We start from the raw sequence: 24,598 nt of genomic DNA, 5'->3' as shown, positions 1-24,598 counted from the left end.
GCTTGAGCGAAGTCGAGACGCTTACAGCGGCCGCCCCATGACGTGGTCGTGTTCCACGGTGCCGTTCATGTCGAACGTCTTGGTTCCGATCTGGGTGAAGCCCATCTTGCGGTAGTACTTCTGGGCGCGTTCGTTGAGTTCGTTGACGCCGAGCCAGATGTAGTCCGCTCCGTATTCGTGGGCGGCGCTGAGGGACGCCTGCATGAGCGCGTGCGCCGGCTTGGCCTCGTTGCGTGCGGCGTGATGGTCGGGGAGCACGTACATCTTCGACACCTCGGCGACGGTGTCGGCGCCGAGTGCGGCCGCGCCGCCGTCCGCTGATTCGAGGGCGGCGAGGACCTGCGGATCGTCGGGTCGCCCGTAGACGAGCAGTGCGTAGCCGATCATCGCGCCGGTGTCATCGTGCGCGGCGAGAACCTGCTTGGCCGGGTCGGCGATGTACTCGGCGAACTTGTCAGCCGACAGATGCGCGGAGATGTGTGCCGCGATGTTCTCGGGAGTCGAGTGCGGCGGGCACGCGAGCGGGAACGTGGCCGCGGCGACGGCCGCGACACCTTCTGCACGGGTCGATTCGGTGACGGTGCCGACGATCAAAGACTTCACTCGGTACACGATAGCGAGAACGCCATTGTGGCCGACGGGCTGCTTGGGGGAACGTACACTACGCCAACCTGTCGGGAATGGCGGCGGCAACGGTGTCTCCAGCGACGACGCCCGACAGGGGCGACGACGCATTGTCGGCTCGATCGCATTCGACAGCGCGCTTCCCGCTAAGAACTTCAACGGGCTGTACACCGAAGTTCCTTAGTTACCTCGCGAACGATGGACGTCTGCAATTCCGGCTCGACCTGACCGCGGAAAACCCGAGTGGATTCAGTGGCCAAACCCGGCGGCATATCAGACGACTTGCGTGACGGCGGCTTCGATCAAGCCGAGTTTGAAGAATGCTGACGCTCAATCGACCCACGAAGCTGAACCGACGCGTTCACTGTGCAGTGTGTTCCGTCTTGGTGGGGCAGTGGTTGGGATGCTGGCCGGGTCCTCGGTCGATTGAGCGAACAAGACTGCGCGGGGCGCGGGCAGCGGTCGGCGCGCCCATCACAGGTGCATTGTCGACGGCTGGCCGTGGCGAATTGACTTCTCGCGCGCCGGCTCCTCATTGATCTTCTGCAGCGGGGTGCTGACCTCGATCAGCTTGCGGCGACGAACATGTTGAGTAGGTGTGGGCACTGTTCCTCAGTTCGGAATTGACGGTGGACGCGACAAGTGAAAAACGCACACCGCGATGTGCAATATCGAGCGTGGGTCATAGCGGACTGGCTGCGGACCTATTGACCAAACCGGACATGGCGGCCTATAATCGAACGTAAGTTCGATTCAGGGGGAGTAATGCAAAACACGAAGGGGAGCCGGGCGACATCGACCATCGAGGTTGACGGGGGTTCGATCGTCATCCGCATCACCAAGCCGCAGGCCGAGGACGGCGTCGACGCCGATCAGGCTGCGCTCTTGCAGTTCGCTGCCCGCGCAGACTCGTTTCAGGGGTTCATCCTCTGGCAGCGGTACGCCGCCGCGTACCAGGTGTGGCAGACAAAGGTCGACGTCGCCGACGCCGCGGGCGCTGATAGCTTCTCGCGGGTCTACGATCCGATGTGCCAGACGGCTGCGTCGTACGCCGTTCTCACCGGCTCTAAGCAGTTCACCGCCGAACGGTTCGTCGACCGCGCCATCGCCTGCATGGAGCGAGTACCGGAACTCGGCAGGCTGATGCGCGACGGCGTACTCACTCCATTCTGGTTCCACGCCGCACTTGCCCAGACTGAAGCCGTCCTCGACGACGACTTGCTCGCGGTAATCGACAACGAAGCCGCTCGTCGGTTTCGCGGTATGGGTGGGCTGTCCAAAGATCGTGTGGTCAAGACCGTCAACGGCATCGTCGCCGAACACGACGCCGACGCTGCCCGCGCGGCGACCGAAGCAGCGAAGGCGCGCAAGAAGGTCATCGCTACGCCGGTCGACTCCGAACTCAGCGACATCACTATCACTGCGTCGTCCGAAGATGCCGCGCTGATCACGAGATCACTCGATGCGGTCGTCGCAGGTGTGTGTGAGGAGGATCCGCGCACCAAGCAGGGTCGTCGATCCGACGCGGCCGTCGCGAGACTCACCGGCACGCAGTTCGGGTGCCGGTGCGGCAACGATGACTGCCCCGCACGCCTTTCCGAAGGCGAGATCGCAGAACGCTGCGCGAAGATCGTCCTGCACGTCGTCGCCCGTCGCGACACGCTGACCGGTGATGCCGAGACTCCGGCCTTCCTCGACGGATTCGGCCCGATCTCCGCCGCGCACGCTCGCGACGTCGCCGGTCGCACCGACACGGTCCGCCGCGACCTTGACCTCGGTGACCTGACGGATGGTACCGCGCAAGCAGGCAACCGATACCGGCCGACCGCGACGTGCGACACCGCGGTTCGCGCACTGCACGGACAATGCTCGACGATCGGGTGCGACAGACCCGCCTGGCAGTGCGACCTCGACCACGTCCAAGAATATGACCATTCTGCCCCGGAGATGGGTGGCCCGACCTGCCCGTGCAACCTCAACCCCAAATGCCGGTTCCACCACGGATTGAAGACGCACGTTCCCGGATGGGTCGACGACCAGATCGTCGACGCCAACGGCATCGTGTGGACCGAAGTCACCACGCCCGAAGGAATCACTGTTCGCGCCCAAGCGCTCAACTCGTGGCTCCTACCCGAACTCGGTCTCCTGCCCTGCACTCACGCCGCACCGGCCGCTGGCACACACCGCCGCGACGCCGGGCCCGGCCCGCAGCGGGAACTCAGCCGAACCCAGGCCAAACACCGCTATCGAATGAAGATCCGGGCGGCCAACCGTCGCGCCCGAGGTGCGTCCGAAGCTGAGTTCGCATCCTGGGGCGAGCCTCCGTTCTGACCCTCGATCAGCGCGGCGCCGACGCCCTATTCCATTTGAGCTCCACGCTGCTCACATCGACGTCGCCTAACGAGATGTCATGAAAGCAGTTCGTCAAGTACCTGACTTCGTCGAACTCTGGCTGTCCGGGCTCACAGGTAAGACCGTGGTCGCGCGAACCGTCCGCTGATCGTGCCGGGGTCGACAACACGTCGTGGCCCGTGTTGTTGTGCGGCGTCGCATCTGCCGAATGTTCCAACCGGTGCTCCGCCGCTAACACGGCGGTAGCCGCGAGGGCGTGGACAGTCGCTGGCCAACATGTTGTTTCGGAGAAGGAGGGGATCGCTCACGTTGCGCACCATGATGCCCAGTGCCGACAATCAACCTGCAGCACTGACAATCTTCCCGACTGGCCGACTAGCGAGCGGTGAACACCCTACTTCCGGCGGAACCAGCCACGCTTGCGTCGCGGCTCGACTGCGGTCGCCGCGACCGGCTGCTCATCGCCCGCAGCGAACGTCAATTGAAGAACCGTCTTATCGGGATCCAATGCGGACGGTGCATGCAAAGCGAACAGTTCGGCGTCGTCGGTGGTACCGAGGGAATGCCCGTCGCCTATCACCGGACCGCTCTGCAGTTGATAGATCGAAATGTTCGCTAGCCGCGCGAACGTCTCCTCGGCCGTTTCGGGCGAGGAGACGATCTCGATGTCCATTAACCCGAGCATGTCCAGGCCGCGGGTGTGGCCGGTCATCACGCCGTCGGTTCGCGGGGCGACGTTCAATGCCACCCACGCCGGGAGGATGGGGTCGGGGAGTGTCTCGATGGCGAGGTCACGGAACAGTTCTGGGACGATCACGTGGTTCGCGGTGCCGAAATAGACAGCGACGATGGAGTCGCTCACCGCGATCGCGGAGGCGATGACCTTCGACAGCAGTACCGCGTCTGCGACTGCATCCTCGTGCGACGTGGAGGGTTTTCCGGGGCGGAGCACAGTGATGATGGTGTGCGCGTCATACGACGCCGGGACGGGTGTCGAGTCCGGCCACAGGCGGCTATACCCGGCGATCTCCTGAAGGTCGTCGCCGACGGCGGTCGGCACACTCATCAACGCGATCATGGCGTCGCCGTACGAGAGCGTGAGCGGACGGTCCTCGTCAGCGTTCTCACTGGCGTCCACGGTCAACGACTCGGGTTTCAGGTCAGGGAAGTCGGCGAGCATTTGCTGGCGCAGTCGGTCACCGGTGAGTTCCGAATCGAGGTGGCTCTGGAAGAGCATCGCGAGGCTTGGCACGGCTACGGATGTCCTAACACTTGGGCGGAAGGGGCGACGAAGGTCTGATAGGAGTCAGTGGCCGCAGCGCCAGCGGGCTCGCATTCGCTGCGGTTGTCTCAATGCGATCGGTGTCCTTCATTTCGACAGGGTACGTGGAGCCGCAGGGGCATTCGTTCGCGGCCCGCTGGGTCTGGGGTTCGGTGACGACGGCTGAGGCGTCTGAACTTGAGGCTGCTCCGGGGTTAACCCCTGCGGCAAGTAGGACGCAGGGTAGACACGACGCAGGCCCGTCGAGTGATCGACGGGCCTGCGGTGGTGCGCGATACAAGGATTGAACTTGTGACCTCTTCCGTGTCAGGGAAGCGCTCTCCCACTGAGCTAATCGCGCAAGTCGTGTGAAATTGTAGTTCTCCAGTGGAGGTGGCGACGGGAATCGAACCCGTGTGCACGGCTTTGCAGGCCGTTGCCTCACCACTCGGCCACGCCACCGTGACGAGATTTAAATCTAACTCGTTTCCGAGCGGATGACGGGATTCGAACCCGCGACCCTCACCTTGGCAAGGTGATGCGCTACCAGCTGCGCCACATCCGCATCGCTTGCCGAACTGTTGTCGGCCAGCGAGAAGAAACTCTAGCGGGTCGTCGACGCCGATGCCAAATCGAGTGGTCGACGACGGTGGGCGAGGGGACTCGACCGGAATCGCGGTGAGCTACCTGGCGGTGTCAGGGCGGCTGTAGATGCGAAAAGGCCCGCTCGATTGAGCGGGCCTCTTCGGTGGTGCGCGATACAAGGATTGAACTTGTGACCTCTTCCGTGTCAGGGAAGCGCTCTCCCACTGAGCTAATCGCGCGGGATGCGACTGTGGTGGAGGTGGCGACGGGAATCGAACCCGTGTGCACGGCTTTGCAGGCCGTTGCCTCACCACTCGGCCACGCCACCACGAGGCGAGAAAGATCGAAACTCGCTCCGAGCGGATGACGGGATTCGAACCCGCGACCCTCACCTTGGCAAGGTGATGCGCTACCAGCTGCGCCACATCCGCATACTGGTGAGCGTGCCTTGTGGGCTGCTCGCCAGCGGAATGAACATTAGCCGTACTTGCGGTGCGATGACAAATCGGCTGGTTGGAGAGTTACATCGATGTGTTTTCGCACGTGGTCGGCCGTACGGGCGGCAGACGACGGCTACTCGACGACACTGCCCACCTGTGCCGATCGTGCTCGGCAAGGTGATTTGCCGACCGTGCTCGACGGTGTGTAGTCTCATTCCTCGTGCAACGCCCTGCGCTGCAGACGTTGTGTGCAAATTCGATACGGTCCCGTGGCTCAGTGGAAGAGCGTCCCGTTCACACCGGGAAGGTCGCTGGTTCGATCCCAGCCGGGACCACAACAAGAAACCCCCTGTTCGCAGGGGGTTTCTTTCGGTTTTGTGGCCCGCCGTTCCGGCCGGTTGCGGTACTTGCGCGGTACTCGAGGCCACCGATTCCTGCGGTTGCTTGCCCCTACGTGTCGAACCTCGGTACGCTGGAGCCGTCCTTCGGGACACCACTCACTCTCATTGAGCGGTCATCCGGCCGCGACTGGGAATCGCCTCCGGCACAAGAGACAGCCGGGCCCGCGTGGCAGTCGGCCCCAGAAGAAGCGTCTTCTTCTGAGGTGTGCCGTGCCCGAACGAGTATCCGATCCCCACGATGACCTTCGTGTCTTCCGCAAGAGCGAGGTCGCCGAGCGACTCGCGGTCTCCGAGGACACCGTCGATCGACTGATCGCTGCCGGCGATCTGCGGACATTGCGGCCGCGCAAGAGGGGAGTGGTGGTCCAAATCCCGGCTGCGTCCCTCCGCGAGTACATCTACGGCGAGAGGTGAGCAAGTTGGCCGCACAGCGGCCACCACGAGAAGACCCGCAGCACGCCCAGTGCCGCGGGTCTTTCGTCATTCAGGCGAGCGACCGGACCGTCCCCGATGCTTGCGCCTTGTCGGATGATCCGTAATGCATCGAATGTAGCCGCGCGGCTACATTCACTCGGAGGGGAGGGAACGTGCAGAACTGCCCGCGTGCGCCCGTGCCAGACTTGGGACGTGGCCGTACCCGAGAAGCGTCTGAGCGACGCACAGCGCAGGAACCGCGCAGTGCGTAGGCGCGCGCTCGCCGATGCGCTGATCGTGGCCCGCCGGGAAGCCGGAATGACCCAGACCGAGCTCGCCGAGGCCGCGGGCTTGTCCCGATCGGCCATCGCCCGGCTGGAGACTGCTGCGGCCGGGATCGCCTCGGATTCCCTGTGGGACATCTGCGTCGCGCTCCAGATCCGCCCGAGCGCCTTCTTTCTCCTGGCCGAAGCCGACGAGGACGTCGCCGAGACACTCGGCGACGTCTAAAGTCCTCGCCCCGATAGGGGCCCATCCATCACCACCAGCCGACGTGGCTCGCACCGTCGGTCATTTACCCACACCCGAAGGGGATTTTCCATGTCCGAATCCGGCTCTGCCCAGCCGATCGACTACTACCGCGCGCTCGGCCTCGACACCCGCTCGCCCTCGCACGCACTCCTCGCGCAGCTCTCACACCGGATCGCTCAGACGCCACCCGGGCCCGAGCGACACCTGATGGAACAGGCCCGTGCCATCCTCGGCGACGTCGGCAAGAAGCAGGTCTACGACCGACGGCTGACCAACACCTACGCCAAGCCGTGGACCCCGGACGAACTGCATGCACTCGCCCTCGCCCACCCCAGTCGCCCCGCCCGCAGCGGTCTCGCGGCCAAGCTCTCAGCTATCCCGCGCCGCGTCCTCGCGGCCGTTGCTGGTGGCCTCGCGCTGGCTCTCGTTCTCGTCGTCACCCTCGTCTCCTGCACCGGCGGTTCCGGCTCCACCGGCACCGACGCCGTGGCCGATGACTCTCGCCCGGGGGCACCTGCCTCAGCAGACTGCCGGCCCGTATCCGTCGACGACACCACCAAGGCCGCCTGGGCCAAGGGCGCCGAGCCCGGATACGCGATCGTGCTCACCGACGCCTACCCGCTGCCGAGCGACATGAGCGCGGAACTAGCGCGCATGACAAGTTCTGCATCTACTTCCAGCCGAACCATCAACACCTATCCCGACGGCCAGATCAGCGTCACTGTCCCCAGAGCGCTCGACGGCATACTCGGCGGCATGATCAAGTCGGGGGACGGGAAGACGATCACCCACTCCGCGCTCTACTCGCCTGAAGGCCGTCTGCTCGGGCAGCGCACCAAAACCAAGTGGACCACCCGTATCGACCCCGACATTCAGAAGTCCGGTGAGGTCGATCTCGATGAGTTCGATGATTCCGGCGTGAGCGCCCTGACGCTGTCTCACACCTACGGCACCTTCCGTATGGCGGCCGCAGACGGCATCACCATCCCGGCCGAGGCCGCCAGCGACAAGACCGACGGCGACTACGCACTCGACATCCTCATCGACGACGAGAACAGCGACCGCCTCTGGCTGCTGCTGCGCGGCGGCACCGATCTCTACAAGGCCCGGGTCGTCGAAGCGACCCCCGGCACCGATCCCGCCGACTGCGTCTGACCCCACCGACACCGCTACGAAGTCCCAGGAGAACTCCATGAAGAAGTCCCTCGTCGCACTGGCCATCGCTGCGGCCGCACTGATCCCCGCAGCCTGCTCGACCCAGGGGCCCGCCGAACAGCCGCGGAGCTCGGCACCGTCGCAGCCGCAGGCCCAGTCGCAGCAGGAGAAGGACGCGGCCGCGGCCACCGCCGGATCGGTCATCGGAGCGCAGGTCGGTGCCCAGATCGGACAGGGCCTCCCCGAGGAGCGCCACCAGGTCGACGGAGAACGCTGACCTGAAACGACGGCAGCGAACACCCGTGGCCAGGCCGCCCGGACCCACACCAGGGTCCGGGCGGCTCTTTCTTCCCCGGAAGAGACCGGCGCGCAGCGCCGGACAAGGGGCTCGGTGACCTGTCCACTGAGCCCCTGGAGGCACTGTGTCCCTGTACTCCCGCTCCGGCGCACCGCTGTCAGTCACCCGCAATGACGACGTTGTAGCCGGATACGACCCGCTGATCAGCGTCATCAGCGCCAGCGCGGCGGTCATTGATCTGAGCCCGGCCACCGCTTACGCCCTCGGCCGCCGACTCATCGACGTCGCCGGCGACGAGGGGCATCGCGAGGCCCTGATCGCCTCCGGCCACCTCGCACCCGGCGCCCGCGGCATGTCGCTGTCCGACGCGATCGTCCAGTACAACGAGGTCAATGCACTCAATCCGACCGACGCCGACTACATCCATCCACCGGCCCCCGCCGTCACCCTGGACGACGCGGTCAAGATCATCCCCGCCGCATGGCACGACGGCATCGCCGCCGACGCAGCCACCCAGAGCTGCACCGTCTCCTACACCGCTGCAGCCGGCGGCCTGCGCACCGAGACGATCCATCGGATTCAGCACCACTTCGTCGCTCGGAAGGACGACGCCGACTGGGAGCGCATGAGCGCCGGCCAGCAGCTCGACGAGGTCTTCCCCGACCACAACGGCATCGGCGTGCTCGACCTTCTCGCTGAACTCGGGATTGCTCCCGTCTATCTACTGCGGGATCGCTGAGACGCCCTGCCGGGAGGCACCCGGGCAGGCCAGGTCGCTGCGCTCCCTGGCCGGCCCGGTTCAGACGACGTGGTGCGGGTGAGTGCGGTGTACTGAAGCGATGGACGAGGATGATCTGACACCCGAAGAGATCGATGCGCTGTTCGAGCAGACCCAGCCCATCGGCGACCGCATCCGCGTCGTCGCCGAGGCCGAGCTCATCGTGGAGTCCGTCGACGACGGTACTTCACCCGCGGTACAGGCCCGTCTCGACGCCACCATCCGCGACATCACCGACGACAAGGACTCCCCTTGACCGACCATCCCACCGACGACCAGATCGCCCGCGCCCTGGCCCGAGCCGATGGCGCCCTGGCCGCGGCCGGGCACCGTCTCGACCCGGCCGACCGCGCCGCCTCCGACGCCGAGATCGCCGCCGCCATGCGCGGGGAGATCACCTTCGACGACGCGGTGGCCATCGGCCTGGTGCGCATCACCGGAAAGGACCAACAGTGACAGCACACCCCGACAAGTTCGCCGAGACACTGCACCGACTCGACGAGCTCGGCGCCATTCCTCCGAAGGGCTCGCCCGAAGACTTGGCTTCTGAGGCCGCGCTCGACGCCCTCATTGACCGCAAGACCCCGGACCGGAGACCCCAGTGACCGCAGACGATCCGCTGCACGTCAGCTTCCACGTCCACGATGAAAAACTGGCCCACTACCTGGACAAGTTGATCAGGGACCACGGCGGTGACCCCGACCAGTGGTTCAACGACCTGATCGCCGAGCACCAGCAGACCGCCCTCGCCGCGATTCCGGCCCGGCTGGCCGCGCTGGCCGAGAAGGTCAGCGCGCACATCGACCCGGAGAAGGTGGCCGCCTGGGACGGTCGTGCCCCGGCGAACCCGCCGCCGCGGCTGGACTCCGCTCGTCGGCGACCACGACGGCCGAAGCCATCGTCGGAATGGCGGACCCGGTAGGGCGTCAGGACAGGAAGGCGTCGTCGATCCAGTCGTCACCGCGGTAGATCGCGTCAACCATCATCCCCATCGAGGTGTAGCCGGTCGCCTTCAGTGACCCCTCCTCGTCCCGGTCGTCCAGCTCGAACGAGTCCCTCGTCGCATCCGCCCCGCGCCCGATCTTGAGGAACTCCATCCGGCCGGCGCTGCGCATGTGCACCGCAGCTGTCCCGCCGTCGGGGAAGTAGTGCTTGAGACGCTCGACCACCACATCATCGGCCGAGTCGTCGTCAATGCACACAATCGTGTTGCGAACCCAGTCGTACTCTCCGTCGCGGAAACCCGCGTCTCGATTGTGCTGGGCGAACCCGAACGTGGCGACCGTGCGCGGGTCGCGTACCTCGTGCCGCTGCTCCCACGTGTCGGCGAGCTGCTTCATGAAGAAGTCGTAGCCTTCGTCGACCAGAGCGCCGTCGCCTGAGTAGAGCTTGCGCACCACGTCGGTCTCGAAGTCGTCCGGCCCCGATCCGGTGCGCACCCGGCGAACCACTGCGCCGTCCTCCACCGAGAAGGATTCCATCACCCAACGCTCTGGCCGTTCGCCGGTCTCCCGGAACGAGTCGACGTCACCCTCGCGCCCGACCAGCTCGATGGTCCAGTCGTAGTACCGTCCGCCCCGGACCCCATAGCGCACGTGAAGCTCGGTGTTGATCGGATTGCCGTTGCCGTAGGCCCCGAGCGACCCGGCGAACTCGTTGTACTCCATGCCGTTGGTCGGCACCTTGTAGGGCTTCTTCTCGTTCATTTTTCAACCATATGACCGCGCTCCGACAATTCGACCGATCTTCCGCTGTCCGCAAGCCGGTCGTTCAGCGAGACACGGCGAGACGAACACGCCACCAGGGTGATTGGTGTCCGAAAGACCCGTCCGATTCCAGATCGCCGCGAGTCGGCTCTTGCGGACGGGGAGGCACCTGCTGCCGGGGGCCGCCCGTGGTGATGCAGAATCCGGGTATGGCCAGACGCACCGGGAACAACGTAGTCGGAGACCTCAACGAACTGAACGTGGCCAAACTCCTCTTAGAACACGGCATCGCGATCAACGCGCTGACCGCCTCCGACACCGGGTGGGACCTGCACTGCCACGTTCCTGACGAGCTGCTCTGCCGAGCCTCCGAATCCGGCTCAGCGTCCTGGAACCTGTCCGGTCGAACCATTCATGTTCAAGTCAAGACTTCCACCTCGGGGCCGCTCCGCGTAGGAACCGTCAGAGGGTGGTTGAGTGGAACGGTAGGTGGTGTTCCGACCTTTCTGTTCGTCTATAGGAACAAAAGGCCAGTCTTCGCCACACCCTTTGACCTTCGGGACTGGCTGCCCCGCAACGTAGACGACAAGGCTGCCCATGGGTACACGCTTAGGGGCGAACAGACTTCGAAGCAATCTCCTCTCCGCACGCTTCGATATAGAGAGAGCAGGTTCCCGTCCGTCCTCAAGTTCTGGATCAAGTATCCGGGCCTCGCACTCGCGTACGGACAGTTCACCGAGTGGATCAACGGCGAGATTGACCGAGCGGACGAAAGTCTCGACAGCCTGATACGAGAACTGGCCGTCGCGGTAATGGCCGCCGACGGAGTGACCAGGGACGACGATTCGTACGCGATGATCGTCTCGCTGAGCAAGCTCTACGAGGCAGCGGGGTTCGATGACTGCGAAGAGCGTGCGACTTCCTACCTCACGGGTCCCGAATTTCACATTCTCACACACCGCGGCACTCCTGTGTCCTGGCATGCCGTCGACAGCGTCATCGCCAGCTTCCTACGGCCCGAAGATCCAGCCGCATCAGCCGCCGAGCTCCTTACAGAACTCAATCGGCTACACGACACCGATGCGACCAACATCAGCAAGCGGCTCAGGCGAAGGCACGCTTAAGCCTCCCAGCGGCAGCCCGCGCCGTAACATAAGACCCGTCCGACCGACAGACCGGTGTCCGCCAACGGGCGCACGCTGAGATACTCGACTCCATGAGTGATGAATCCCGGTACCCCGCAGCACTGGCAACGCACATAGGCTACGTCGTGCTGGAGGCGGCCGAGGTTGAGGACCTGATCGGCGAGTTGATCGTGCTCCGCACCGGCATCGACGCTCCCGATCCAACGTGGTGGGCCAGCGGCGAGACGCTCGCCAAGGCTCTCCAGAAGATCGGCGACCCGACGCTGCAACCGATCGCCGACGAGATGCGAGAGTTGCTGCCCCATCGCAACTCGATCGTCCACGGCCTGTTCCCCGGATACGGCCAGATCCGAATGACGATGAAGCGCTCCAAGCGCAAGAAGGGGGAAGCCCCCTCGTTCGAGCTGGCTGGGGAATGGACCGACGAGGCGCTCGCGGACCTGGCGCGCCGGTTCCGCGCACTGATCCCGATGGTCGATCGCGCCATCAGCGAGGCGATGGGTCTCGGCCCTAGAACATAGATTCGATCCACTGGGCGTAACCCTGGGCGACATCACGAAACCACCCCGCAGTGCGTAACAGCGGGGTGGTTCCTGCTTTGCCGTGACGATGTCGCGCCGGACTCTATGGCCCTCGTCAGGCGTCCCACGGTGCCGGCGGGACGATCTCGGCACCCACCCGCTCGGCCCATGCGCGGTGCTCCTCCGGACCCCAGCCGATCACGGCTACACAAACGGAACGCTGAGCCGTTCCACCGCTGCGCGCCGCGCCTCTATCCCTCTCCGGTCGTAGCCGGCTGTCGTCGACGGCGACGTATGCCCGACGATCTTGCTCACCGAGGACAGGTCCGCACCCGCATCCAGCAGATCTCCGACGAAAGTCCTTCGCAGATCGTGCGGCCGCACAGCCTCGTCCTCACCGGCGAACCGCCGCTTGACCGCGGCCGCGACGGCATTCACCGACAGCCGCCGACCGGTCTCGGCCACCCGCGGCACCGTCTTGCTCATCGGTGTCAGCAGCGGGCCGTCGTCCTCGCCGCGCATGTCCAGCCACGCCGACACGGCGCGCCGAACACCCGGTGCCAGCGGCACCGACCTGACCACCGCGCCTTTGCCCGTCACCACCAGCGTTTCGCGGGCAGCGTCCAAGTCCGCCAGGTCCAGCGCCGCTGCCTCCTCGCGCCGCAGGCCCGCACCGACCAGCAGGGCGATCAGCGCGGCGTCCCGGCGGGCAGTGGGGGACTCGTCGGTGGCCATCGCCACGAACGCGGCCGTGACCGTCTCGGTGCTCAGGTGTCCGCGCGCCTGCTTCTCCTCGTCCCGGCCGATCTGCTCCGGCCGCAGTGCCGACAGCGCGGCCGTCGCCGCGTCGTGCGTCATGAGCCCCGTGTCCCGGCAGGCGCGCACCACCGCACGCACGCTGTCGCGCATTGCGTTGCGTGTCGACGCCGCACCCCACGTCGTGCCGATCGACCTGTCGAGCGACTCGTAAGCCGCGCTCGGCAACTCGCCCCAGTCTGCCGCCCACGCCGCTTCCGGCGAATCGACCTGTCCGGTCGACATCACCACTCGGGCCAGCCGCTCCAATCGCAGCCGCGCCGTCTTCTCCGACCCGCGCGCCACCGCCAGCGCCACCGACCGATGCACGCCCGCCGGCACCGGGCTGCGCGCGTCGGCCACCGCCGCGCGCACCACCGCGGCCGGCACGTGCGCCGGTGCGATCAGATCCTCGGTCTCAAAGCCCTTGTACACCTCGATGTCCATGCGCCCAGCGTACCGAGAATGATTGGTCGATAACATACATTATCGCTATACGATTTGAGAGGCTGGAGGACCGATGCGTGATTCAACCGCGTCGGTAACCGGCCCATGGAGTCCGGAATCTGTCAGAGGCTTCTCCTACAGTTGGCCGGGCCAGATGGGCGCTACCGACCAATGGAGAAGACTTGACTGACAATCCCGAGCTCGACGACACGACCCGTCTCGTTGCCTTCGTACGACGGCTGCGCCGAATCGCTGCTCATCCCCTGATCGCTGCCGATGGCGGCAAGGGCATGCGGGACCTCGCCTCGAGCAAGTTCAAGATGGTCGTGTTTCCGCAGACCGGCGACGTGATCATGAAGCATGAGGTGCCCGAGGAAGTCTTGTTCGAGTCGATGGCCGCGCGTCTGCGGCCAATGACGCTGACCCGCGACGACTTGGCTCACAAGAAGGTGATGCAGTCGCTCGAGGCCTGTACTGACGCCAGCCACCCGCGGGTCGCTGCGGCCTTGGCCAAGATGCGAGCGGACTGGGCCGAGGTGACTGTGCGCGACGCGCGCAACCCCGGCAAAGTTGGACAAGCGTTCAACCTGGTCTCAGGAAATCTCGACGGTGCTGAGGTCGAGACGATGACTGATGTCGATCTCGCCTACGCCTGGCTGTACGGCGACTGCATTCACGGTGATGTCAAGAACTTCGGCGGTTCCTCGAATCGTGATCGCTACCATGCCGCCACCAGCGTCTTTGCGAGGATCGCTGTAGTGGCAATGGGTACGCTCGAATACATTCGGCATCTCGTGGACGAGGGGCTCCTGTCTCTGCCGGGAGAAGCGTTCACCGACGCCGTTGTCGTTTCGGAGACGTACTGGGAGACCAAGGGGAAGGCGTACGCCAGCGCCGACGGCACCGTTCCGGATCTTGGCGCGATAGCCGACCTCACCTCGGTACCGACAGACATGATCCCCATTCACGACGCAATCGCACCGCATCTCGAACCGTCGGGCGACGACGAGTAGCGGCGCAGCCGCCACCGATGACCTCCTCGAATCCGATTCGAGGAGGTCTTTCATGTCCACACCCACGACCACCGCCACGCGCAGTGGCTCCCGCGTCCGCGTCACCCGTACCGACGATGTGCTCCCCGGGCACCAGCCGATCATCACTGTCGTGTCCGACGACGCAGAGGCGTTGGCGTTCAGCCCAACCACAGCGCGCGCCCTCATCGACATGCTGCGCGCCGCTGTCGATGCTCCGCCAGCCCCGTCGAGCCCGCAGCAGCGCGCCCGCGACGTTTTGCGCGGCATCGGCATCGACGTGCCCGATGACCGCGCCGTCGTGCTGACCGACCGCGACGACACCGGCGATCGCGTCTTCACCTACCTGATCAACCCCGGCCAGCTCGCGGCCGCCTGCGAGGAGCACCGACTCGCCACTGGCGAGAGCGTCGACGGTGACGCGCTGGTCGCGGCCCTGCCGTGGAAGGAGGTCTGACATGGCCGACGTGAATGCTCCCCGCGTCTGGATCGGGTGTTTGGAGTGCGGTAACGCTGGATCCCTGGTCGGCGACTGGTACGACGCCACTGAGGCCGGCGACATCACCACATCCCAGCTCCACGGCCGGGCGATCCCGGCCGAGACCCACGAAGAGCTGTGGGTGATGGACCTGGACGGTGACTGGCCCGTCCGCCGCGAGATGGACCCCGCCGAGGCGGCCCGGTGGGGCGAGATCTACGAGGAGGTCGGCGACGATGCCTGGCCGGCTTTCTGTGCCTGGGTGCGCAGCGGTTCCTATGTCGAGGACGGAGATGGTATGCCCAGCACCGGCGACTTCGAGGAACGCTTCGCTGGCACCTGGCCGGACTTCCGGACCTACGCTTTCCAGTTGGCCGAGGACACCGACATGTTCGATGGCCTGCCCGAGGACCACATTGCCGTGAGGTACTTCGATTGGGACTCCTGGATCCGCGATCTGAAGTTCGACTACACCGTCGAACGCGCGCCCGGATACGAGGTGTTCATCTTCCATGCCTGAACCCCATGAGCCGGATCTCGAAGATTTCGTCGTCGTCGCGGTCCATGAACTACGGCACGGCGATGTCCTGCGCGACCTTGGCGCCGAGCTGACCGGGCGGATCACGCTGCTGCGCAGCGTCGATCTGAGCGAGCCCGGAGACAACGCTCTCGCCGTGATGAGCGTTGTCCTCTCCTGGCGCGGCGAGGAACTCACCCGGACCGAGATCATCGCCGACATGCTCGACCTGCGCATCATCAAGCCCCGAGGGGAGTTCCTGTGACCGCCCAGATCGCGCTCACCGTCCGCATCACGAACGCCTATCCGGAGCTCGGCCGCGCGTTCACCCACGACGAGACCGTCACGGTCGACGCGCCGGCGGCCGCGGAGATGGCCGATCCCGACCTGCTCGCCGACTGGGCCGCCGACACGCTGCTCGACTTCACCGGCGAGGGACCCGAGTACTCGGCTGTCCACGGCGTCTACGAAGTCACCGTCACCGCGGCGCCGGCCGACTACAGCGCCCTCGTCGGCCTGGAGGCATGCGCCGAGGGGTGACACCACAGACCCCGCTGCACGATCAGTGCAGCGGGGTCTTTCCTTTCCCCACTCACGGAGTCTTGCTATTCGATCTCCTAGACCGACGCCGAGAACGGCAACCCGCGCATATACGCCTCCATAAACCCCCAGTCGGGTTCACCGTCCGGTGTCGAGGGCAGGCGCAGAACGCTCTCGGTCATCCGCGCTTTACCCCATTTGTAACCGTACGTATACCGATAGCGCTCGAACCGGATGACCGCCGCGACGAACAGCAACGACCACTTGCTCACCTCGTCGCGTGGACGCAGCACCGTGACGTCGTCGGACGCAAAGAAGGGTTTGTCCTGGTAGAACGCCACGCCCACCGAGTTCCCGTTGTACGGCACAGTCAGACAGTGCACCTGGAATCTTGGTTCCAAATCGCACATGTCGGTGATCCCGTTGTTCTTCTCCGACGCCCCGATGAACCGCGTACCGCCCGGATTGCGGTCCGCCTTGCGTACCCGCCGACCCTTCATCACCTCGAACAGCGTCCCGTACCGGAACCACGACCACTCTGCCTCGTCGCCCAGGTCCAGCTCCGGCCCGCTGGTTCCCGCGAGGCCCTCTACCGTCGGGACCTCCGATTTATCCACCCATTCGGGCACCTCGTCGGGCAGTTCCACAGTCGCCAGCGTGCGATTGGCCTCACGACCGAATGCGCTGTAGCGGAACGCATTCGCCTTGATGCACATGGCGTAGTACAGCCGATGATTCAGCGGCATCGACTCATCCCGCGGCGTCAGCACCGCCACATTCTGCGCGGTGTAGAAGGGGAGCTGCTGCACATATGTCGACAGCAGCCGCGAGCCGCCCAACGCCACAGTGAGCAGGCCCGCTGGATACGGCTCCCTACCCGGGATCGGCTCAACGAATCCCGAGACACCGGACTTGCCGTTGAGCCCACCGATCCGGCCGACGAACGCCACCCCCTTGAGCCGCTCGGTCTTCGTCATCTTGTTCATGTCGAGCTTGCTGCCATACTCAACGACGAATACGTCCTCCACCCTGGTCATTCGCCCTCCTCGACGCTCTCGGTGTCGCTTCCCGTCGCGTCCTCGATTGACCGACTCAGCGAGAACACTGCGTAGTCCAGCAACACCCGCTCGAACTGCTCCTTGCTCAGCCCGGAGTAGTCGGTCTCCAGGTACGCTTCCGCCACCCACTCGTCATCAGCGCCGACTTGTTGCATGACCGACTCGCCAACGACCACCTCACGGTTACGGAACATATCGACCCAGTGGTTTCGGATCTCGGGCCATCGCCCATACATATCGATGCGACCCAGGTGCTTTGTCTTGACGAACCCGTCTTCGCGCCAGTACCCGAACCACGACTTGCGATTGGAGACCGAGTGCGGGATGCCCGCGGTGAACACCATCACGCAAGTCACCACGCCCACCGGTGAGAAGACCTCCGGCGGCATTGACATCACCGCCTCCAGCGTGTGCTTCTTGAGCAGGGTCCGCTTGTCATCGCTCGGTGCGGTCGCGCACGAGATGGGCACGATGGCGATGCCGATGCCGCCCTTGTCAAGCGCGTCGAGCATATGGTCGACGAACCTTAGTTCGTAGAGGTCCTCCTTGGTCTTCGCGTACGGCGGGTTCAGTAGACCCACGTTGGCCTTGTGACCGCGGATCGCCCGGCTGATTGCCACGTCGAAGCACGAGCCCTGGTACAAGTTCGCCTTGCCGTCGCCCCGCAGGATCATGTTCGACGCGGCCAGCGCGTACATCGACGGGTTCTGCTCCACCCCGATCAGCCGATCCTTCTTGATCGACTCAACCTCGGCCTCGGTCGTGGCCGACTTCATCATCTGGTTCATCGCCGAGATCAGGTACCCGCCGGTCCCGGCGCAGATGTCGAGCACGACGCTGTCCTTGGTCACGTTGGCGAGCAGGCCGAATAACTCGGTGACGTGCTTGGGCGTCAGCACGATCCCAAGGCCCTTGCCGTCACCGCCGGTGTACTTCAGGAACTCCCCGTAGAACGCGCCGACGACGTCGAAGTCGTGGTAGACGGTGATGAATGGCATGACCTGCTCGGCGAGCATCGTCACGATCTGGTTCAGCAGGCCCTTTGGGTAGGCCTTCGTTGCCTTACTCAACTCCGGGTGCACTTGAATCCCGGTGAACGGCTGGGTCATGTTCGTCAGCTTGGCGTTCGGGAGCTTCGCATCCTGGATCACCTTCTTGATCGACTGGATCCAGAACGCGGGCAGGTCCTTCGGCGGATACTGGTCGTAGGTCTTAGCGAACACCGGATCGTTGAGCGCGATCAGGGTGCCGGCCACCGCCAGCGGCTTCTCCTTTTCCTCCAGCTCCGCCTCGTCGCGCATGAACTCGTGCATCTCGACGGAGAACGAGATCAGGTCCTTCTCGCGTTGGCGCTGGACGTTCGGATCAAACGACGCCGCGCGAATCAGGTCGTCCATTCCGATCATTGCGGTGATCGTTGCTCCCTGAGGCGAAACCAGAGCCTTGACGTCTGTGGTGCCCTTGGGCATCACGAAGAACGACCAATTCGCGCTCTTGCCCTTGCCCGACACGGCGATGCAGATCACGGTGTACTTCGACGACAGGAAGCTCGCGTAGTGCAGTACGCCGTCGACCGCGTACTCCACCGGCTTGTCCCGGTTCGCCGACTCGTGGAACTTTGTATCAGCCTTGCACTCGACCAGGACCACCATATCCGGAGTGTCGGGCGAAGTGATGATGAACTCGGGGTAGCCCGCATTGCCCTTGCCGCTCTTCGACGCCTTTGACAATCCCGAACGGATCGAATCGACGGCCGACTGCTGCTTCTCGACAATCACCTTCTCGTCATCGTCGTAGAAGCCAAGACTGCGCAGCTCCGCCTCGACCAGGTCCTCGGTGATTCTCTCGTTCGCCATCAGCACGCCTTCCCGCGTTCTACGACCTCAGTGATTTTCGACTCCAGAGAACACTAGATCACCGCCGAGATGGCGTACGGTACTCGGCTGCCGGTGGCCGGACGAAAGAGCGCGGCCGGAGGCTCAGCTCACCGAGGCCGGATCATCGCTCCGCGCGTACCCTGACACACGAAGAACCCCTGGTGCACGAGCTGCACCGGGGGTTCTTCTCGTTGCTTGTCGACCTACTTCTCGTCCTCTGCTGCCGGCTCCTCCTGCGCCGGCTCGGGCTCCGACTCCACGGGCTCGTCGCCCCCGTCCGACTCCGGCTCGTCGACCCTCTCCAGCACCAGCTCGATGACCTCGCCGTCGGTGACTCCGTACATGACATCGCCCACCGACTTGCTCGCCAGGATCTCCACCGACTTCTCCTTGCTGCCGTCGACCACCGCATACGTCGTCGCACGGGCCAGGGTCGGGCACTCGCCGGCATCCTTGCCGACACGCGGTGTCGGCTCGCTGCTGAGCACCACGGGCACGCCGCCGACGATGGATACGTTCGCCCGGCTGTAGATCCCCGCAGAGTCGGAGGCGTAGACACCCAGCCGGCCCGCCTTCGGCTGGGTGATCGACAGCTCGCTCGGCCGATCGCGGTGGCGCTTCTTGACCAGAGTCGTGATCGACGCGGGCAGTTTCGCGGCCGACTCACGCCGGAGCCGGAACTCGGGCTCGGCGCCCTCGCCGTCCCACTGCGCGGCCGCAGGGTCCAGGCAGGCCGCGCCCGTCACCGTCACCCGCGTACCGGTGCGGACCGTCTCCGGCTCGGCCGACGGTTCCGGCAGGACCTCTTCCTTCTTGTCCTCGACCGCCGCTTTGACCTCGCTCGACTTCTCGGCGACGTTCTGCTTCACGTCCTGCGCGGTGTTCTGCTGGCCAAGGCTCTGCATGCCGTACGCCACGCCACCGCCGATCAGTACGACCACCGCGGCCGCGCCGGCCAGAAGCGCCTTCGGCACCCGGCCGCGCTGCTCGGCCGGCGCGGAACCGGACGGGGCCGGGGTCTCGGCCGCCGGCTGCTGCGCAGCAGGCGACGCCTCGACCTCCTCGACGATCTCGTAGTCGCCCAGCGCGGCGACCTCCTCAGGGGTCAGCTCGTTGCCGTGCTCGTCGAAGTACCGTTCCTCAGACATCGTCGTTCTCCTTCTTGATGACGCGGCGCACGACCTTCTTGGCCGGTGCGGGGGTAGGTGCAGGTGCCGGCTGCGGCACAGGGGCAGGTGCGGCCTGCTTGAGCGCATCAGGATTGATGACGCCCCGCTTCTTGAGCGGATCGGTGTAGGCCCGCCAGAATCCCGGCGCGACGATGAACGCGCCGATCAGCGCACCGCAGGCGCCGGCGACGTACAGATTTTGGAAAACGGTCAGTGCACTGACCACACCGGCCCGGACCACCAGAAACGCCACCGCGTAGGCGAAGGCGACCAAGACGATCTGCAACGGTCCACCCTTGCCCATCCACATGCGGTACTCGTCGGCGATCCGCGCCGCCAAGGCCTTGGTCTCGCCGAAGGTCTCCTCGCCGGAGGCGTCCGGGGTGGTCAGCACACCCTTGGCCCACAGCTGGCGCACCACCTGCGCGAGCATCACCGTCACGCCTGTGCCAGCCAGCTCCGCATATCCGGTGTCAGCGATGGTCCAGGCCAGGACACCGACGCCGCCGAAGAAGAGCACCGTCGCCACCAGCCGCACGATCTCACTCGCGCCGCTGCTCATGTTGATCTCGATCTGCTGCGGTGCGCTCATCGGGGCTCCTCCTGGCCTGCTGCGGCATCCTCGCCGTAGATCGCTGCGACATCGCTCTCGAGCTGGCGACGCACCGCCTCAGCCTCAGTTGCCTGTTCACGTGCCACCCCGCGCAGCTCAGCGGCCATCTCCTCCAGCGCGTCGGCCAGCCCCAGCGGATCGGTGCTGCGCGCACCGATGCGGATCCGGTGGCGCGTCTGCTGCACGAGCGCGTCCCACACCGCGTTGGCACCGAGCACGTCTTCGAGCTGCGCCACCAGCTCAGCGCCGCGGTTGAGCTGCAGCAGATGTGCGGTCTTGTCGGTCATGTCAGTTCTCCTCGTTGTTGTCGTTGAAGTTGTCGAGAGTGATGCCGTCGTACGGGTCACCGGCCAGCGCCGGATTCCGGTCAGGCAGCACGTCCGACGGCCGATCGGCAGGCTCTGCCTCTGCTCCGGCGTACGGATCGAGCTCGCGCGCCTTGGCCTCATCGACGGTCACGGCCCACGTCCCGTCGGCCTGCTGCGTCGATCCCGACCGCTCAGGCTTCGCCACGCCGGGCCAGCCCCAGGCACGCGCCAGGTAGCCGACGACGCCGAGGGCGATGGCCGTCTGCCACAGCACCCATGCCCACCAGGGGCCGTAATCGAGCATGTTCACCGGGAAGTGCCGGTCGAATCGCAGACGGACGCCGAACGGCACGCCCGCCAGCATCAGGACCGCCAGCGCGGCCGTCGCTGTGCCCGCCCAGAATTGCCACCGCAGTCGACCGAACTTGCTCACCAGTGCCACCCGCCCGCGGTACAGGCCGGCGCCGAGCGCGCAGCCCGGGCCCACCGCCAACGCGGCCGTCGTCGCGCCCAGCAGCAGCACGACCTTGCGACCGGTGCCGGCCTCCTCACCGGTACCGACCCGCCTCCACATCGGCGGGGTGAGCTCGTCCTGCATCGGTGCCGCGTCCACGCCGGTGCTGGCCCGCGAGCCCTGGCGGGCCGACCGAGCCAGGATCTCCGCGCGGCGTCGGGCACTGGTGCCCGGCCGGCTCCGGTGCATCAGCCAGGCCGCGCGCTCGCGCGCCCAGGGAGCGCTCATTGCAGCGTCCCGGCCAGGCAGGCGTCGAGCTGCGCGACATCGACGATCGGCACGCACCGGGCGACCGTGTCCCGCTGGTGCTGAAGACTGCGGTCCTTGGTCCATCCGCCGCCTGTCGCAGCCCCGACGAAGAAGATCGCCGCCACCGCGACGACGATCATCACCGTCCGCCCGCTGATCCGGCTCGGCTTGCCCGCCGATTTCCTACTCATCTGACAGCCCTTCCACTCCGTTGCCCACACCGTCGAGATGCGGTTCGTATGTCCATACCTTAACGGGGTATGGGTATAGTGGCAAGAAGAAACCGCAGGTCAGAGGCCTGATCTGCTCAACAGAAGGAAGTGCGTCACCGATGACGAAACTCGACAAGCATCAATTGGTGCCTCTGACCAGCGCGGAGCTGGAGTCACTGCGGGAGGCTGCGCATATTCATGACGCAACGAACGGAATCTTCTCCCGAGCGCTTCTCCAACACGCGATGGCGCACCTGGACGACCCGGAAGTGCAGGAGTCGATCGCCGAGGAGAAGCGCGCGGCCGCCCAGCGCCTGAGCGACGGGGCCAAGCGCGCTGTCGCCCACCGGTGGGGAGCGCGGCCGTGAGCGCCGGACGCCTGCCCGACAGCCCCTACGCCGGCTGGATCCGCGTCGCGCCCGGTGCCGACGGCAAGCAGTCTCCGATCACCCACGACGAGCGCAACGAGGGGCGCAGGCACGGCGACCGGGCGCTCACGCCGCCGCATCTGATCGTGTCCGGCGAAACCGGCGGGGGTAAGACCCGGACCGTCCTGGGGCCGAATCTGATCGCCTGGGGCCCGCGACCCGCAGTGGCGATGAGCAGCAAGGGCGACTTCGCCGAGCTGACGATCAAGAGGCGCGCCGGATCGGCCCCGGCTTACCTGCTCGACTTGAGCGGCGAGGTCCGCGAGTCCGAGCTTCAGGGCGTCGACGTCACCCGCGTGCGCTGCGACCCCTGCGCCAACCTCACCAGCGACGACGAGGCGCTCGACCTGGCCGATCTGCTCATGGAGACCGGAAGCCTCGGCGCCGGCGACGGGGGAGGCGGCGGTGACGCCGCCTTCTGGAAGGCCCTGGCGCGCAGGAGACTAGCTTGCTTCCTGCTGGCTGGCGGCTGGCGGCCCGACCCCGACCGCCGCGGTCAGCGGATCTGGGGCGGCGGCGTGGAGTGGGCCCTCAACGCCTGCGAGACCGTGGGCCCTGACTCTGCCGAGTCCACCGGCGGCACCGGCGTGACCAGCGAGGGCCTCGACGAGGACGCGATCGACGAGACCGACGAGGATCTCGATGCGCCGAACTGGACCAACGCCTACCTGCGGTGCTTGGCCATCGGCACCAGGCACGCACCGAGCCTGCTGGCTGCCCGGGCGATGGACGAGAAGCAACGCGACAGCATTGGCATCAACTGCCAGGTGGCGATGTCGAGTTGGGCCTTGGAGGCGGTGGCCACCGGCCACACCGCCTTCGAGCCGGCCATGCTGGCACAGCCTGGCGCGACCCTGTTCATCGTGAGCCCGAGCACCGGTGCCGGGGCGGTGCCGGCCAGCCTGACTCTGGTGCAGATCGTCAACTACTGGCGCAAGCGTGTCGGCGATCTCGATCCGATCCTGTTCGTGCTCGACGAGGTCACCAACGGGTCGCCGATCCCGGCCAAGCGTTTCCTGGGCTGGCTCGGCGAGGGGCGCTCCCTGGGCATCCGCATCTGCGCGGCGGTACAGAACTCGGATCAGTTCGGCCTCATCTGGAGCGAGTCGGCCTTGCGGGTGCTGCGCAACGTCGCACCAGCGTTCCTGATCCTGCCCGGCTCGAACGAGATGGAGCTCCTTGAGCGGGCGGCCAAGTTCGCCGTCCCGGAGGAGCGGGTGACCGCGTCCGTAGGCGCCGACGGCCGCGCCTCACACGCCCGCGACCGCGCCCAGAGCGTGGAGGTGGCCGACCTGGTGCCGCGCAAGCGCGGCACCGGCCGGCTGCTGCTGTCGGGCATGCAGGGCGTGGCCGTCGACCTGCCCGACATCAGCGTGCTCGGGCTCGACTGAGCCGCATCAACGAACAAGACCCCGGAGCCGGTGGCTCCGGGGTCTTGTTCTTCGGCGTCCTACATCGACTGAGCTGCGGCCTTGGGCGCCTGCCCGCGCGCCGCAGCCCGCGCACGGTCCACCCGTGCCAGTTCGGCGCGGCCCTGGGCGACCCGGGCGCGCACCGCCGCGGGATCCTGCGCTGTGGCGCTCGTACGCGCGGTGTCCGCGGCCTTCGTCCGCGCCTCCTGGCGGGCCTGCTGGGCCTGACCGTGCTCTCGCTGGCCGGCCTCGGCCGCCGCGGCTTCGCGCTGCTGCGCCTGCTCCTGTCGGCGGGCCCGCTCGCGCTGGATCTGGCGCCGCGCGGCCGCGGCCTCGTCGGAGGCCACGGCGTTCTTGCCGTAGCGCTTGGCCACCTCGGCCTCACCGCCGGGCCGCTCCAGCATCGCCTTGATCGCCTGGACCCGCTCGGCGTCCAGCGCATCCTCGCGCCGCTGCGCCTCCGTCTTCTCAGCCATTAGCTCTCGATCTCCTTCAATAGTTGTGTCAGTTCTGCCGCACCCGCGCGCTGCTCGGCCGCCGCCTCGCGCAGCAGATTGGCCTCGCGCATGTAGCGGTCGGCCTCGTCGATGGCCCGCACGAAGGCGTACGAACCCCCGCCGTACGCCCGGGCGGCGCTCTCGTAATCGTCCTTGGCGAACCGCTCGATGAGCGCCGCCTCGGCCTCGAATGCCCGTGCATTGGCGAGCAGCTGCTCCGGGGTGATCCCTATGTCGTCCAC

Annotated in this window: 32 protein-coding genes, 7 tRNA genes and 1 pseudogene; 20 read left to right on the top strand and 20 right to left on the bottom strand. The window is 66.0% G+C overall.

Going from position 1 to position 24,598, the window contains the following annotated elements:
- Positions 1-21 precede the first annotated feature (21 nt).
- Together MP11Mi_RS17225 and MP11Mi_RS17220 are read right to left on the bottom strand one after the other, a co-directional pair.
- The gene (locus MP11Mi_RS17225; RefSeq protein ID WP_420040093.1) at positions 22-603 is read right to left on the bottom strand and encodes a GNAT family N-acetyltransferase; all 582 of its coding nucleotides are present in this window, start codon (positions 601-603) and stop codon (positions 22-24) included.
- A gap of 408 nt (positions 604-1,011) precedes the next feature.
- Positions 1,012-1,230 (bottom strand): annotated as a pseudogene (locus MP11Mi_RS17220) (DUF1156 domain-containing protein); the annotation flags it as partial.
- 159 nt (positions 1,231-1,389) lie between these two features.
- Between MP11Mi_RS17220 and MP11Mi_RS17215 the strand changes: the two are divergent.
- A complete protein-coding gene (locus MP11Mi_RS17215; protein ID WP_420040092.1) occupies positions 1,390-2,955 on the top strand; it encodes a DUF222 domain-containing protein in 1,566 nt (521 codons plus the stop codon).
- A 415-nt stretch (positions 2,956-3,370) separates the two neighbouring features.
- Here MP11Mi_RS17215 and MP11Mi_RS17210 read toward each other — a convergent pair whose 3' ends face one another.
- From MP11Mi_RS17210 to MP11Mi_RS17180, 7 genes are all read right to left on the bottom strand, one after another.
- Positions 3,371-4,228 (bottom strand): DUF4261 domain-containing protein, encoded by an 858-nt coding sequence (locus MP11Mi_RS17210; RefSeq protein ID WP_420040091.1) that lies wholly within the window; start codon positions 4,226-4,228, stop codon positions 3,371-3,373.
- 295 nt (positions 4,229-4,523) lie between these two features.
- Positions 4,524-4,598: transfer RNA gene (locus MP11Mi_RS17205), tRNA-Val, on the bottom strand.
- 27 nt (positions 4,599-4,625) lie between these two features.
- Positions 4,626-4,699 (bottom strand) — tRNA-Cys (locus MP11Mi_RS17200).
- Positions 4,700-4,729: 30 nt separating this feature from the next.
- A tRNA-Gly gene (locus MP11Mi_RS17195) sits at positions 4,730-4,802 on the bottom strand.
- Between the two features lie 184 nt (positions 4,803-4,986).
- Positions 4,987-5,061, bottom strand: a tRNA-Val gene (locus MP11Mi_RS17190).
- A gap of 15 nt (positions 5,062-5,076) precedes the next feature.
- Positions 5,077-5,150 (bottom strand) — tRNA-Cys (locus MP11Mi_RS17185).
- 30 nt (positions 5,151-5,180) lie between these two features.
- Positions 5,181-5,253 (bottom strand) — tRNA-Gly (locus tag MP11Mi_RS17180).
- A 272-nt stretch (positions 5,254-5,525) separates the two neighbouring features.
- Between MP11Mi_RS17180 and MP11Mi_RS17175 the strand changes: the two genes are divergently transcribed.
- The 10 genes from MP11Mi_RS17175 to MP11Mi_RS17130 all read left to right on the top strand — a co-directional run bounded on the left by MP11Mi_RS17175 (position 5,526) and on the right by MP11Mi_RS17130 (position 9,761).
- Positions 5,526-5,597 (top strand) — tRNA-Val (locus tag MP11Mi_RS17175).
- A gap of 276 nt (positions 5,598-5,873) precedes the next feature.
- Positions 5,874-6,077 (top strand): excisionase family DNA-binding protein, encoded by a 204-nt coding sequence (locus MP11Mi_RS17170; protein ID WP_420040090.1) that lies wholly within the window; start codon positions 5,874-5,876, stop codon positions 6,075-6,077.
- Between the two features lie 213 nt (positions 6,078-6,290).
- Positions 6,291-6,587: a helix-turn-helix domain-containing protein gene (locus tag MP11Mi_RS17165; protein ID WP_420040089.1), complete on the top strand. Its 297-nt coding sequence runs from the start codon at positions 6,291-6,293 to the stop codon at positions 6,585-6,587.
- A gap of 90 nt (positions 6,588-6,677) precedes the next feature.
- Positions 6,678-7,763 carry a hypothetical protein gene (locus MP11Mi_RS17160; RefSeq protein ID WP_420040088.1) on the top strand — a complete coding sequence of 362 codons (1,086 nt, stop codon included), beginning with the start codon at positions 6,678-6,680 and terminating at the stop codon, positions 7,761-7,763.
- A 37-nt stretch (positions 7,764-7,800) separates the two neighbouring features.
- A complete protein-coding gene (locus MP11Mi_RS17155; RefSeq protein WP_420040087.1) occupies positions 7,801-8,040 on the top strand; it encodes a hypothetical protein in 240 nt (79 codons plus the stop codon).
- A gap of 145 nt (positions 8,041-8,185) precedes the next feature.
- Positions 8,186-8,800 (top strand): hypothetical protein, encoded by a 615-nt coding sequence (locus MP11Mi_RS17150; protein WP_420040086.1) that lies wholly within the window; start codon positions 8,186-8,188, stop codon positions 8,798-8,800.
- 100 nt (positions 8,801-8,900) lie between these two features.
- Positions 8,901-9,095: a hypothetical protein gene (locus MP11Mi_RS17145; protein WP_420040085.1), complete on the top strand. Its 195-nt coding sequence runs from the start codon at positions 8,901-8,903 to the stop codon at positions 9,093-9,095.
- A complete protein-coding gene (locus MP11Mi_RS17140; protein ID WP_420040084.1) occupies positions 9,092-9,295 on the top strand; it encodes a hypothetical protein in 204 nt (67 codons plus the stop codon). Before MP11Mi_RS17145 ends, MP11Mi_RS17140 begins: the two co-directional genes overlap by 4 nt.
- Positions 9,292-9,444 carry a hypothetical protein gene (locus MP11Mi_RS17135; RefSeq protein ID WP_420040083.1) on the top strand — a complete coding sequence of 51 codons (153 nt, stop codon included), beginning with the start codon at positions 9,292-9,294 and terminating at the stop codon, positions 9,442-9,444. The genes MP11Mi_RS17140 and MP11Mi_RS17135 overlap by 4 nt, the downstream gene beginning before the upstream one ends.
- Entirely contained in the window at positions 9,441-9,761 is a 321-nt protein-coding gene (locus tag MP11Mi_RS17130) for a hypothetical protein (protein WP_420040082.1), read from the top strand. Before MP11Mi_RS17135 ends, MP11Mi_RS17130 begins: the two co-directional genes overlap by 4 nt.
- Before the next feature lie 4 nt (positions 9,762-9,765).
- On the opposite strand, the gene MP11Mi_RS17125 is transcribed toward MP11Mi_RS17130, so the two are convergent.
- On the bottom strand, positions 9,766-10,545 hold the full coding sequence (locus MP11Mi_RS17125; protein ID WP_420040081.1) for a hypothetical protein: 780 nt from the start codon (positions 10,543-10,545) through the stop codon (positions 9,766-9,768).
- 209 nt (positions 10,546-10,754) lie between these two features.
- Between MP11Mi_RS17125 and MP11Mi_RS17120 the strand changes: the two genes are divergently transcribed.
- Together MP11Mi_RS17120 and MP11Mi_RS17115 are read left to right on the top strand one after the other, a co-directional pair.
- The gene (locus MP11Mi_RS17120; protein WP_420040080.1) at positions 10,755-11,669 is read left to right on the top strand and encodes a hypothetical protein; all 915 of its coding nucleotides are present in this window, start codon (positions 10,755-10,757) and stop codon (positions 11,667-11,669) included.
- 92 nt (positions 11,670-11,761) lie between these two features.
- Positions 11,762-12,211, top strand: a complete 450-nt coding sequence (locus tag MP11Mi_RS17115) for a hypothetical protein (protein WP_420040079.1) — start codon at positions 11,762-11,764, stop codon at positions 12,209-12,211.
- A 204-nt stretch (positions 12,212-12,415) separates the two neighbouring features.
- On the opposite strand, the gene MP11Mi_RS17110 is transcribed toward MP11Mi_RS17115, so the two are convergent.
- Positions 12,416-13,453: a tyrosine-type recombinase/integrase gene (locus MP11Mi_RS17110; protein ID WP_420040078.1), complete on the bottom strand. Its 1,038-nt coding sequence runs from the start codon at positions 13,451-13,453 to the stop codon at positions 12,416-12,418.
- Positions 13,454-13,635: 182 nt separating this feature from the next.
- Here MP11Mi_RS17110 and MP11Mi_RS17105 point away from each other — a divergent pair, with 182 nt between their 5' ends.
- The 5 genes from MP11Mi_RS17105 to MP11Mi_RS17085 are packed head-to-tail and all read left to right on the top strand — an operon-like array spanning position 13,636 to position 16,019.
- A complete protein-coding gene (locus tag MP11Mi_RS17105; protein WP_420040077.1) occupies positions 13,636-14,466 on the top strand; it encodes a hypothetical protein in 831 nt (276 codons plus the stop codon).
- Between the two features lie 52 nt (positions 14,467-14,518).
- Positions 14,519-14,941 carry a hypothetical protein gene (locus MP11Mi_RS17100; RefSeq protein ID WP_420040076.1) on the top strand — a complete coding sequence of 141 codons (423 nt, stop codon included), beginning with the start codon at positions 14,519-14,521 and terminating at the stop codon, positions 14,939-14,941.
- A gap of 1 nt (position 14,942) precedes the next feature.
- Positions 14,943-15,482: an antirestriction protein ArdA gene (locus tag MP11Mi_RS17095; protein ID WP_420040075.1), complete on the top strand. Its 540-nt coding sequence runs from the start codon at positions 14,943-14,945 to the stop codon at positions 15,480-15,482.
- Positions 15,475-15,744 (top strand): hypothetical protein, encoded by a 270-nt coding sequence (locus MP11Mi_RS17090; protein ID WP_420040074.1) that lies wholly within the window; start codon positions 15,475-15,477, stop codon positions 15,742-15,744. The genes MP11Mi_RS17095 and MP11Mi_RS17090 overlap by 8 nt, the downstream gene beginning before the upstream one ends.
- Complete coding sequence (locus MP11Mi_RS17085) at positions 15,741-16,019, top strand: hypothetical protein (protein ID WP_420040073.1); 279 nt, start codon at positions 15,741-15,743, stop codon at positions 16,017-16,019. The genes MP11Mi_RS17090 and MP11Mi_RS17085 overlap by 4 nt, the downstream gene beginning before the upstream one ends.
- A gap of 77 nt (positions 16,020-16,096) precedes the next feature.
- Here the strand turns inward: MP11Mi_RS17085 and MP11Mi_RS17080 are convergent, their stop codons facing one another.
- The 7 genes from MP11Mi_RS17080 to MP11Mi_RS17050 form a co-directional block, all read right to left on the bottom strand.
- Positions 16,097-17,056: a restriction endonuclease subunit S gene (locus MP11Mi_RS17080; protein ID WP_420040072.1), complete on the bottom strand. Its 960-nt coding sequence runs from the start codon at positions 17,054-17,056 to the stop codon at positions 16,097-16,099.
- Positions 17,053-18,933: an HsdM family class I SAM-dependent methyltransferase gene (locus MP11Mi_RS17075; protein WP_420040071.1), complete on the bottom strand. Its 1,881-nt coding sequence runs from the start codon at positions 18,931-18,933 to the stop codon at positions 17,053-17,055. The genes MP11Mi_RS17080 and MP11Mi_RS17075 overlap by 4 nt, the downstream gene beginning before the upstream one ends.
- A gap of 224 nt (positions 18,934-19,157) precedes the next feature.
- On the bottom strand, positions 19,158-20,102 hold the full coding sequence (locus MP11Mi_RS17070) for a hypothetical protein (RefSeq protein WP_420040070.1): 945 nt from the start codon (positions 20,100-20,102) through the stop codon (positions 19,158-19,160).
- A complete protein-coding gene (locus MP11Mi_RS17065) occupies positions 20,095-20,715 on the bottom strand; it encodes a hypothetical protein (protein WP_420040069.1) in 621 nt (206 codons plus the stop codon). Before MP11Mi_RS17065 ends, MP11Mi_RS17070 begins: the two co-directional genes overlap by 8 nt.
- Positions 20,712-21,023, bottom strand: coding sequence for a hypothetical protein (locus tag MP11Mi_RS17060; protein WP_420040068.1), 312 nt, complete (start codon positions 21,021-21,023; stop codon positions 20,712-20,714). Before MP11Mi_RS17060 ends, MP11Mi_RS17065 begins: the two co-directional genes overlap by 4 nt.
- A gap of 1 nt (position 21,024) precedes the next feature.
- Complete coding sequence (locus tag MP11Mi_RS17055; protein WP_420040067.1) at positions 21,025-21,786, bottom strand: hypothetical protein; 762 nt, start codon at positions 21,784-21,786, stop codon at positions 21,025-21,027.
- Positions 21,783-21,998, bottom strand: a complete 216-nt coding sequence (locus MP11Mi_RS17050; protein ID WP_420040066.1) for a hypothetical protein — start codon at positions 21,996-21,998, stop codon at positions 21,783-21,785. The genes MP11Mi_RS17055 and MP11Mi_RS17050 overlap by 4 nt, the downstream gene beginning before the upstream one ends.
- Positions 21,999-22,138: 140 nt before the next feature.
- On the opposite strand from MP11Mi_RS17050, the gene MP11Mi_RS17045 reads away from it, so the two are divergent.
- Entirely contained in the window at positions 22,139-22,387 is a 249-nt protein-coding gene (locus tag MP11Mi_RS17045; protein WP_420040065.1) for a hypothetical protein, read from the top strand.
- Positions 22,384-23,838, top strand: coding sequence for a type IV secretory system conjugative DNA transfer family protein (locus MP11Mi_RS17040; RefSeq protein WP_420040064.1), 1,455 nt, complete (start codon positions 22,384-22,386; stop codon positions 23,836-23,838). Before MP11Mi_RS17045 ends, MP11Mi_RS17040 begins: the two co-directional genes overlap by 4 nt.
- A gap of 59 nt (positions 23,839-23,897) precedes the next feature.
- Here MP11Mi_RS17040 and MP11Mi_RS17035 read toward each other — a convergent pair whose 3' ends face one another.
- Both MP11Mi_RS17035 and MP11Mi_RS17030 read right to left on the bottom strand, forming a co-directional pair.
- Positions 23,898-24,335, bottom strand: coding sequence for a hypothetical protein (locus tag MP11Mi_RS17035; protein WP_420040063.1), 438 nt, complete (start codon positions 24,333-24,335; stop codon positions 23,898-23,900).
- Complete coding sequence (locus MP11Mi_RS17030) at positions 24,335-24,598, bottom strand: hypothetical protein (protein ID WP_420040062.1); 264 nt, start codon at positions 24,596-24,598, stop codon at positions 24,335-24,337. The genes MP11Mi_RS17035 and MP11Mi_RS17030 overlap by 1 nt, the downstream gene beginning before the upstream one ends.

Origin of the sequence: Gordonia abscondita (assembly GCF_032711245.1) — a bacterium.
Taxonomy (GTDB): domain Bacteria; phylum Actinomycetota; class Actinomycetes; order Mycobacteriales; family Mycobacteriaceae; genus Gordonia.
Note: the sequence above shows the minus strand (reverse complement) of the source record. Positions and strands in the feature narration are given on the sequence as shown.

What these genes read in the sequence shown, in the direction of transcription:
- MP11Mi_RS17215 (WP_420040092.1), top strand. Translation starts at nt 1,390, where the DNA reads ATGCAAAACACGAAGGGGAGCCGGGCGACATCGACCATCGAGGTTGAC.
- MP11Mi_RS17045 (WP_420040065.1), top strand. Translation starts at nt 22,139, where the DNA reads ATGACGAAACTCGACAAGCATCAATTGGTGCCTCTGACCAGCGCGGAG.
- MP11Mi_RS17060 (WP_420040068.1), bottom strand. Translation starts at nt 21,023, where the DNA reads ATGACCGACAAGACCGCACATCTGCTGCAGCTCAACCGCGGCGCTGAG.
- MP11Mi_RS17145 (WP_420040085.1), top strand. Translation starts at nt 8,901, where the DNA reads ATGGACGAGGATGATCTGACACCCGAAGAGATCGATGCGCTGTTCGAG.
- MP11Mi_RS17090 (WP_420040074.1), top strand. Translation starts at nt 15,475, where the DNA reads ATGCCTGAACCCCATGAGCCGGATCTCGAAGATTTCGTCGTCGTCGCG.
- MP11Mi_RS17035 (WP_420040063.1), bottom strand. Translation starts at nt 24,335, where the DNA reads ATGGCTGAGAAGACGGAGGCGCAGCGGCGCGAGGATGCGCTGGACGCC.
- MP11Mi_RS17095 (WP_420040075.1), top strand. Translation starts at nt 14,943, where the DNA reads ATGGCCGACGTGAATGCTCCCCGCGTCTGGATCGGGTGTTTGGAGTGC.
- MP11Mi_RS17075 (WP_420040071.1), bottom strand. Translation starts at nt 18,933, where the DNA reads ATGGCGAACGAGAGAATCACCGAGGACCTGGTCGAGGCGGAGCTGCGC.
- MP11Mi_RS17065 (WP_420040069.1), bottom strand. Translation starts at nt 20,715, where the DNA reads ATGAGCGCACCGCAGCAGATCGAGATCAACATGAGCAGCGGCGCGAGT.
- MP11Mi_RS17050 (WP_420040066.1), bottom strand. Translation starts at nt 21,998, where the DNA reads ATGAGTAGGAAATCGGCGGGCAAGCCGAGCCGGATCAGCGGGCGGACG.
- MP11Mi_RS17155 (WP_420040087.1), top strand. Translation starts at nt 7,801, where the DNA reads ATGAAGAAGTCCCTCGTCGCACTGGCCATCGCTGCGGCCGCACTGATC.
- MP11Mi_RS17070 (WP_420040070.1), bottom strand. Translation starts at nt 20,102, where the DNA reads ATGTCTGAGGAACGGTACTTCGACGAGCACGGCAACGAGCTGACCCCT.
- MP11Mi_RS17100 (WP_420040076.1), top strand. Translation starts at nt 14,519, where the DNA reads ATGTCCACACCCACGACCACCGCCACGCGCAGTGGCTCCCGCGTCCGC.
- MP11Mi_RS17055 (WP_420040067.1), bottom strand. Translation starts at nt 21,786, where the DNA reads ATGAGCGCTCCCTGGGCGCGCGAGCGCGCGGCCTGGCTGATGCACCGG.
- MP11Mi_RS17125 (WP_420040081.1), bottom strand. Translation starts at nt 10,545, where the DNA reads ATGAACGAGAAGAAGCCCTACAAGGTGCCGACCAACGGCATGGAGTAC.
- MP11Mi_RS17110 (WP_420040078.1), bottom strand. Translation starts at nt 13,453, where the DNA reads ATGGACATCGAGGTGTACAAGGGCTTTGAGACCGAGGATCTGATCGCA.
- MP11Mi_RS17160 (WP_420040088.1), top strand. Translation starts at nt 6,678, where the DNA reads ATGTCCGAATCCGGCTCTGCCCAGCCGATCGACTACTACCGCGCGCTC.
- MP11Mi_RS17115 (WP_420040079.1), top strand. Translation starts at nt 11,762, where the DNA reads ATGAGTGATGAATCCCGGTACCCCGCAGCACTGGCAACGCACATAGGC.
- MP11Mi_RS17080 (WP_420040072.1), bottom strand. Translation starts at nt 17,056, where the DNA reads ATGACCAGGGTGGAGGACGTATTCGTCGTTGAGTATGGCAGCAAGCTC.
- MP11Mi_RS17120 (WP_420040080.1), top strand. Translation starts at nt 10,755, where the DNA reads ATGGCCAGACGCACCGGGAACAACGTAGTCGGAGACCTCAACGAACTG.